A 7,284-nucleotide genomic window follows, 5' to 3' on the forward strand; every position below is an offset into this window, starting at 1 on the left:
GGGGGGGGGGGGGGGGGGGGGGGGGGGGGGGGGGGGGGGGGGGGGGGGGGGGGGGGGGGGGGGGGGGGGGTGGGGGGAGTGGGGCCGCGGGGAGTGGCGTGGGTGTCCTCCGCTCCTCCTTCTCTTCCTTCTCCTCCTGCTCTCTCCTCGCGCTCCTCCCCTTCTTCTCTCCGTTCTCCGTCCCCGTCCTCGTCTCGGTTGGGGGCTCCGTACTGCCGCGACCGCTCGGGGGCAGCGGCGCCGCGGCCTGATCTCCCGTGCGGCCTCCGGTGGATTTCGTGCCTTTCGCGGGCGGCGCGAAATCCATTGCTTTCCGCTGCTTTCCGCGCGCCGCGCCGCGTTCCGTACCACCCCGCCGTTCGCGGGCCTTTCGCGTACTCCTCGCGCATTTCTCGTGCGCGTCTGGTGTGGCTCGCGCGCCCGGTGGGTCCGGCGGGGCCCGGGGCGGCCGGGGTGGTACGGGACGCGTCCGGTGTGCCGTCGCGGATTTCTTCACCGCTTCTCCGGGCGATCTGCTCCACTTCCGCGCCAGCGGCGTACCTGCGGCGTGCATTCGGCCCGTACGGCGGTGCGGGGCGTGGGAGCGTGTCCGGCGCGGTCGGATGGTTTGGCGGGAAACTGGGCCGGGATTCTGGTTTGCGCGTAAAGGCGAATCCCTCCGGAAAACGCCCGAGTTCCCTGCCGCGCGCTCCACCGGAAAAGAAGTGGCCGCCCCCCGTACGCTGGCAGGTATGACGACGACGGGGGAAGCCGTGGAACCGGGTGCGCGGGGCGCGCCGGCCGGGCCGTGGTGGTGGGAACGGCGCCGCAGCATGGTGTTCGACGTGGCGATAGCCCTTGCGTCGGCGGGCGAGTGCCTGCTTGAGGGCCTGGACTTCGCCGGCGAGGCGAACATCCCCAGCGGCTTCGGCGCCGTCCTCGGCCTGATCGTCGGCAGCGTGCTGCTGGTGCGGCGGCGGTGGCCGATCGTCGTGGTGCTGGTGTCCATCGCCGCCTCCGCGGCCTCGATGGGCGTCATGCTGACGATCATCGGCCTGTACACGATGGCCGCGGCCGGGCTGCCGCGCCGGGTCCTCGGCGTGCTGTCCGGCATGTCCATCAGCGGCACACTGATCGTCACGGTGGTCAAGTTCCGGCAGGACATGGCCAAGGACGGGTACGACCCGCCGGTCTGGGTGGCCGGCATCGTCGCGCTGCTGATGGCGGTGGGCGTCACGGTGCCGCCGGTGCTGTCGGGGTTGTACGTGGGTGCGCGGCGTCGGCTGGTGGAGAGCCTGCGGGAGCGGGCGGACGGCCTGGAGCGGGAACTTTCGCTGCTCGCCGACCGGGCCGAGGAGCGCGCCGAGTGGGCGCGGAACGAGGAGCGGACCCGCATCGCCCGCGAGATGCACGATGTGGTCGCGCACCGGGTCAGCCTGATGGTGGTGCACGCGGCGGCCCTCCAGGCCATCGCGCTGAAGGACCCGCACAAGGCGTCGAAGAACGCGGCCCTGGTGGGCGACATGGGCCGGCAGGCGCTGACCGAACTGCGGCAGATGCTCGGTGTCCTACGGGCCCATGAGGGCCAGGGCGGCGGGCGGGCGGACGTCGGGGCGGTGCCGCTGGCGTCGGTGGCGGCCGTCGCGTCGGCTGCCTCCTCGTCCGCCGCTGCCGCCGCGTCGTCGGCGTCGGCCGCCGGATCGGCCGCCGCCGGCGCGCCCCCGGCGCCGCCCGCACCCCCCCGCCCCGCGCGGTGCGCGCGGGGGGCGCGGGTCGCGCAGTCGCGGGCGGCGGGCATGACGGTGGAACTGCTGGTGGAGGGCGAGGACCGGAGCTACGCGGCGGCGGTGGAGGCCACCGCGTACCGCGTCGTCCAAGAGGGCCTGACCAACGTGCACAAGCACGCGCCGGGTGCCGAGACCCGGGTACGGCTCGCGCGGCGCCCAGCCGAGGTGGCGGTGCTGGTGGAGAACGGCCCGTCCGACCAGGCGGCGGCCGATGCGGGGCTGCCCAGCGGCGGCAACGGGCTGGTCGGGATGCGGGAGCGGGTGGCCTCGCTGGGCGGCGGCTTCGTGTCGGGCCCCACCGACGCGGGCGGCTTCCGGGTCTCGGCGGTCCTCCCTGACCGCGCGGCCCGCCCCCAGCCCACCGAGCCCCCGTCCCCGGTGCCGGCCCCCACCACGACGGACGCCCCCGCTGCTCCAGCCGCCGCGTACCAGGACCGCCCGGCTACCGAGGAGCGGACGACCGTACCGGACCAGGCAACACCGGCCCGCCGCGCACAGGACCGAACAACGAGCGAGCAGCCCCCGACGCCCTCGTCCCCCCACCGACCGCCCGGCCCCATCCCCGAACCGGCCGAACAGCGCGGCGGCCCGGCGGCTTGACCAGCCCCCGACCCCCCCCCAGCCGGCGGGCCTGCGCGACGGCGGGGTTGAACGGGTTGTATGCGGCGCGGCCTCTCCGCATGCGGGTTGTATGCAACGCAGCGGCTCTGGATACCGGTTGCATGCAAGCCGCGGGCCCCGGATGCGGGATGCATGCAACGCGACGCCCTCCGGATACCGGTTGTATGCCAGCCGTGGGCTCCGGATACGGGATGTATGCAACGCCACCCCGCCCGGATACAGGTTGTGTGCAACGCCGCCCCACCGTATGCGAGTCGTATGCGGCATGAGTGCGGCCTGCGCCTGGCCGCGCCGTCTGTGTACGGCTTGAGTGCTGCATGTATGCATCCGCGCGCGACATGTACGCATCTGCGCGCGACATGTATACAACCGGGGCGCCCCGGAGCGCGGCTCCTACGCCCGACCGAGCGCCCCGCTTCCACCGCCACCCCGTGCGCGGCGTACCCCGTGCGTGCCGCTCAGTCCCGCCGCTCAGGCGCTCGCGCTCGCGTCCGTGCCCGGCTGCTCGGCGAGGGTCAGTCTGGTGGGGCGGGTGCCGGTGACCAGGGTGGTGAGGGCGCGGTCGATGTCGCCGCCGAGGAACCAGTCGCCGGTGTGGTCGAGGCTGTAGACGCGGCCTTCCGCGTCGATCGTCAGCAGGGCCTGGCCGTCCGCCTCCTGGCCCAGTGGGCAGACCTCGGTGCCGAGGGCGCGGCCGAGGTCGGTGAGGGTGCGGGCCAGGTGCAGGCCGTGGAGGGGGTCGATCCGGAACGGGGTGGGTGCGAGGTGTCGGCCGGTGGCCGGCGGGCGGACGTGCAGCCCGCCGAACTCGGCCCACGCCTCGCCGGCCGCGGGGAAGATGATGTGCCGGTGGCCGCCGGGGGACTCGTGGGCCCGTAGGGCGTCGGCCCAGGTCTCGGCCTGCCGGATGTCCCAGCGGCCCGGCGTCCAGCCGGCCTCGCGCAGCGCGGCGTCCAGCGCCACGGGGAACCGGGTCGCGGCCGTACGGTCGAAGGCGCGCATCACGTCAGCCTCGCTTCTTCGGCTGGCCGGCCTGGGCCGGGGCGGGGACGTCCACCGCGCGGACCCCGAACTGGATCAGCAGCGGGGCGCAGGAACGGCAGGGCGGGGCGTACGAGCCGTGGGCCGGGTCGCCGTCCTCGCGGATGTGCCGTGCGGTGATCTTGGCGTGTTTCAGTGCCCGGCGGGCCTCACCCTGGGTGAGCGGCTTGCGGGCCGCGCGCTTGCTGCGGCTCGACTCGGCGTGGGTGAGGAACCGGGAGAGCAAGATCGCTTCCGGGCAGCGGCCGGTGAACCGCTCGCGCTGGCCGCTGCCGAGCGTGTCGAGGAAGTCCTGGACCAGCGGGTGCAGCACGGGCGGCTGGTCGCCCCGGCCCGCGGTGCAGGTCAGCGTCTGACCTCGGACGGAGAGCGCCGCCCCGACGGTGGGCAGGATGCCGTCTCGCCGGTGGAGTAACGCCGGTACGGCGTCCCGGCCGTCGGTGTTGCTCCAGCTCAGCCGGGGGTCGCCCGGTGCGGACACGGCGTCGCCGCGATCCTGTGTGGTGTGCATGGTGGTGCTTCCCTCCAGGTGCAATCCCCCTGTTGCGGGGGTCAGCCTGCCAAATGGGACGCGTGGTGCGGAAGTCAGGTGTGCCCCGATGCGGGTTGCCGTCCGATACGTCACCGTCGCGTGACGGGTAGTCGCTGTGGGGGCGACACACCGTGTGTTTTCAGCCGATGGTCTGAGACAGTGCGACCCATGCGTACATACATCCGGCGTGCTGCGGTCGCCGCCGTCGTCGTTCCCCTGCTGGCCGTAACGGCCGCGTGTTCCGGCGGGGCGGACGGCGGGGGCGCGGGCGGTGCCGGCGAACGGGGGCGGACCGGAGCCCAGGGGGCCGACCGGAGCCCGGGCGGCGAGGCCGCGCAGGACGGGGCGAAGAACGGGCCGCAGGGCGGGGGCCCGAACGCCGGTGGTGGGGGCGGCAAGGAGTCGGCCACCGCGCCGCTGGACGACGATGCGCTGCGCCGCGCGCTGCTCCGTAAGGGCGACGTACCGGGGTACGAGGTGCGCCGCGGCCCGGCCGACGCGCTGCCCGCCGAGGCGACGCTCGCCGCGGACCGCCCCGCATGCCAGCCGATCGCCGACGCGCTCGGTTCCCGCCCGAAGTACCCGCGGACCGGTTACGTCTCGGCCAGCCTCACCAAGGGCGACCTGACCCGCGCGCCCGGCGGCACCCTGACCCAGCTCCTGCTGGCCGCCTACCGCTCCGGCGACGCCCGGAAGTGGCTGGCCGACCTGCGCGGGGCGGTGGCCGGCTGCCCCGGCTTCACGGCCAGCGACAACGAGGGCGACCACCAGTCCCTGACGATCACGCCGGGCCGGGACCTGGCCGTGGGGGACGCGTCCGTGAGTTTCCTCATGCGGGACAAGGCCGGAACGGACGCACCGGTCTCCATCACTGTGGTACGTACCGGGGACAACACGGCCACGTATCTGTCCGTCGGTACGAGCGGGAAGCCCGCCCCGGTGGCGCGGGCGGTGGCGTACGAGCAGCACCGTCGCATCATGGACGCCGGGAAGCTCCCGTAGCGCTTCCTTCGCGGAAGATGGCAATTTTTCATAGGGAATGAAGGGGTCTGTCCCGGGGGGCCCGGCGGGTTGCCGGGGGCGGTTTCCGCGGTTGCGCCACCGCATAGGCTGTCGGTAGTAGCCAGCAGCAGCAGGGGGCAACCGCCATGACGACAGGTCGGCTCGGGCACACCGCGCCACCGAACACGGCCTACGCCGGGCAGGTCGTGCACTTCCCGGACCCGGTCCGGGCTGCCCGACACCCGCACGGGGTCCGGGTGGACGAGAGCGGCTATCCGGACTTCACGCCGTACGCCAAGGCGGCCGTGGAGATCGCGGAGCCCCCGGACGGGTTCGGCGTCGACGAACTGCGGCTGACCGACTTCGTCTCGGCCAACGCGGCCCTGCACGCCGCGGGCCACGAGCTGTGGGCCGGCGACACCTCGTCGGTGGCCACGCCGCACGGCTGGACCTGGCACCACGTCGCCGGGACCCGCCGGGTGCAGTTGGTGCCGGTCGAGGTGAAGGCCCTGCTGCGGCACCACGGCGGCCTCGCGACGGCCGGCGTCGACCAGGACAAGCGCGGCACCAGGCCGCTCCAGGAGACCCGCCCGGTCCACTTCGGGCTGCCCAAGCGCGGCCTGTCGGTCACCGAGGACGAGGTGCTCGGCGTCGAGGAGGACCTCGGCTACCGGCTGCCCGACGCCTACCGCGCCTTCCTGAAGGCCGCCGGCGGCTGCGCCCCGGTCGGCGCGGCGCTCGATCCGGAACTCGGCCTCCTGGTCGACCAGCCGTTCTTCACGGTCCGCGACGAGGCGGCCGTCAACGACCTGGTCTACGTCAACAAGTGCCTGCGCGACCACTTCACCAAGGACTACCTGGGCGTCGGCTTCGTCCAGGGCGGCGTGATCGCCGTGAAGGTGCGCGGCGCGGCGCTGGGCTCGGTGTGGTTCTGCGCGTACGACGACGCCAGGGACCGGGACGGCTGGGGCGTGCAGGACCGGGTGGCGGAGCTGCTGCTGCCGTGCGGTGACGACTTCGACGCCTTCCTGCTGCGGCTCGCGGGCAACCCGCCGGAGTTGGAGACGGTGGCGAACTTGATGGTGGACGGCGGCTTCGCGTACGTCGTCCCGGTGGAGGGGTGAGCGCGATGGTGACCTTCGCGCAGGCGCAGGAGCGCGCGGAGCAGTGGGTCAACGGCGACGTCCCCCGCTACCAGCAGCGCGAGGTGCGGGTGCGGGAGTTCGACCTGGGCTTCGTCGCCTGGGCCGAGGACCGTCCCGACGGCCCCTCACGGGCGGCCGGCACCCAGGGCGCCCGGCTGGTCATCGCCCGCGACAGCGGCGAGACCACGCTGTGGCCCGGACTGCCGGTGGGCGAGGTGATCCGCCGGTACGAGGAGGAGTACGGGGCCGCAGCCGAGGCGCCCCCGGCCCCCGCCGCCCCCTCCGGCCGGCTCGACCTGGAGGCCACGTCGTTCCTGCTGACACCCCCGGAGTGGCTCCAGGAGGCGGCGAACACGCTCGGCGGCGGCATCTCCACCCGCCGCCCGACCGGCGGCACGTCGGAGACTGACACGCCGCTCGCCGCGGCCGGCGCGGCAGGTTCTGGTGCGGCTGGCGGTGCCGCTGGTGCCGCTGGTTCCGATGGAGCGGCTGGCGCTGGTGCCGGTGGCGCTGGCAGTGCAGGTGGCTCCGGTGGTGCTGACGTTTCCGGCCGTACGGGCAGTGCAGCGGGTACGGGCGGTGCCGCCGGCACTGGCGGCTTGGACAGTACGGGCAGCTTGGGCAGTACGGGCGATGCCACCGGCACCGGCAGCTCGGCGAGTACCGGCAGCTCGGCGAGTACGGGCGATGCGGTGAGTACGGGCGGCGCGGGCAGTGCCGCCGGTGCGGAAGGTGTCGCCGGCCGGTCGGCGGCGGGGACGCCCGGGGGCGGCACGCCCGTGCCCGGTGCGGCGGCCACCGCCCACTTCGGCCAGCGCGCCGACGGCGCGGCCGGATCGGCCGCACCGAGCGGATCGGCCGGGACGAACGAGCACGGCGGGCAGGGCGGTTCGGCAGGCTCGGGCGGAGGGGCCGCCGGTTCGGCCGGTTCGCTCGGTGCGGGCGGTGCGCTCGGCGCGGCCGGTGCTGACGACGGCGCGGACGAGATCCCCACCCAGCCGATGGAGCCGCCGGCCGGCTCCGCATCCGACGGTTCCGGCGCGCTCGGTGCATCCGGTGCGCTCGGCGTGCCGGCGGCGCCAGGCGTGCCCGCCGCGCCGGCGTTCCCGGCCGCGCCGGGGTCGGCCTTCCCTGCGGCGCCGGGCTCCGGCTCCGGCCCGGCCGGGCCGTCCTGGGA

At 74.8% G+C, this 7,284-nt stretch carries 6 protein-coding genes and 1 pseudogene; 5 read left to right on the plus strand and 2 right to left on the minus strand.

What is annotated here, in order from left to right:
* Both AAHZ94_RS25020 and AAHZ94_RS25025 read left to right on the plus strand, forming a co-directional pair.
* Nucleotides 1-251: hypothetical protein (locus AAHZ94_RS25020; RefSeq protein WP_349995402.1), on the plus strand; the 251-nt coding region annotated here is incomplete at its 5' end.
* Between the two features lie 480 nt (nt 252-731).
* Nucleotides 732-2,102 (plus strand): annotated as a pseudogene (locus tag AAHZ94_RS25025) (sensor histidine kinase); the annotation flags it as partial.
* A 756-nt stretch (nt 2,103-2,858) separates the two neighbouring features.
* On the opposite strand, the gene AAHZ94_RS25030 reads toward AAHZ94_RS25025, so the two are convergent.
* Both AAHZ94_RS25030 and AAHZ94_RS25035 read right to left on the minus strand, forming a co-directional pair.
* Nucleotides 2,859-3,389 (minus strand): SUKH-3 domain-containing protein, encoded by a 531-nt coding sequence (locus AAHZ94_RS25030; protein ID WP_349995404.1) that lies wholly within the window; start codon nt 3,387-3,389, stop codon nt 2,859-2,861.
* Between the two features lie 4 nt (nt 3,390-3,393).
* The gene (locus AAHZ94_RS25035; protein WP_349995405.1) at nt 3,394-3,939 is read right to left on the minus strand and encodes a YwqJ-related putative deaminase; all 546 of its coding nucleotides are present in this window, start codon (nt 3,937-3,939) and stop codon (nt 3,394-3,396) included.
* A 189-nt stretch (nt 3,940-4,128) separates the two neighbouring features.
* On the opposite strand from AAHZ94_RS25035, the gene AAHZ94_RS25040 reads away from it, so the two are divergent.
* The 3 genes from AAHZ94_RS25040 to AAHZ94_RS25050 all read left to right on the plus strand — a co-directional run.
* The gene (locus tag AAHZ94_RS25040; protein ID WP_349995407.1) at nt 4,129-4,962 is read left to right on the plus strand and encodes a sensor domain-containing protein; all 834 of its coding nucleotides are present in this window, start codon (nt 4,129-4,131) and stop codon (nt 4,960-4,962) included.
* A 146-nt stretch (nt 4,963-5,108) separates the two neighbouring features.
* Nucleotides 5,109-6,086 carry an SMI1/KNR4 family protein gene (locus tag AAHZ94_RS25045; protein ID WP_349995408.1) on the plus strand — a complete coding sequence of 326 codons (978 nt, stop codon included), beginning with the start codon at nt 5,109-5,111 and terminating at the stop codon, nt 6,084-6,086.
* Between the two features lie 5 nt (nt 6,087-6,091).
* Nucleotides 6,092-7,284: SUKH-4 family immunity protein (locus tag AAHZ94_RS25050; protein WP_502964772.1), on the plus strand; the 1,193-nt coding region annotated here is incomplete at its 3' end.

It is taken from the genome of Streptomyces sp. HSW2009, from assembly GCF_040240285.1.
Lineage (GTDB): Bacteria > Actinomycetota > Actinomycetes > Streptomycetales > Streptomycetaceae > Streptomyces.

Coding starts and splice junctions, on each gene's coding strand:
- AAHZ94_RS25035 (WP_349995405.1), bottom strand. CDS start 3,939: ATGCACACCACACAGGATCGCGGCGACGCCGTGTCCGCACCGGGCGAC.
- AAHZ94_RS25040 (WP_349995407.1), top strand. CDS start 4,129: ATGCGTACATACATCCGGCGTGCTGCGGTCGCCGCCGTCGTCGTTCCC.
- AAHZ94_RS25045 (WP_349995408.1), top strand. CDS start 5,109: ATGACGACAGGTCGGCTCGGGCACACCGCGCCACCGAACACGGCCTAC.
- AAHZ94_RS25030 (WP_349995404.1), bottom strand. CDS start 3,389: ATGCGCGCCTTCGACCGTACGGCCGCGACCCGGTTCCCCGTGGCGCTG.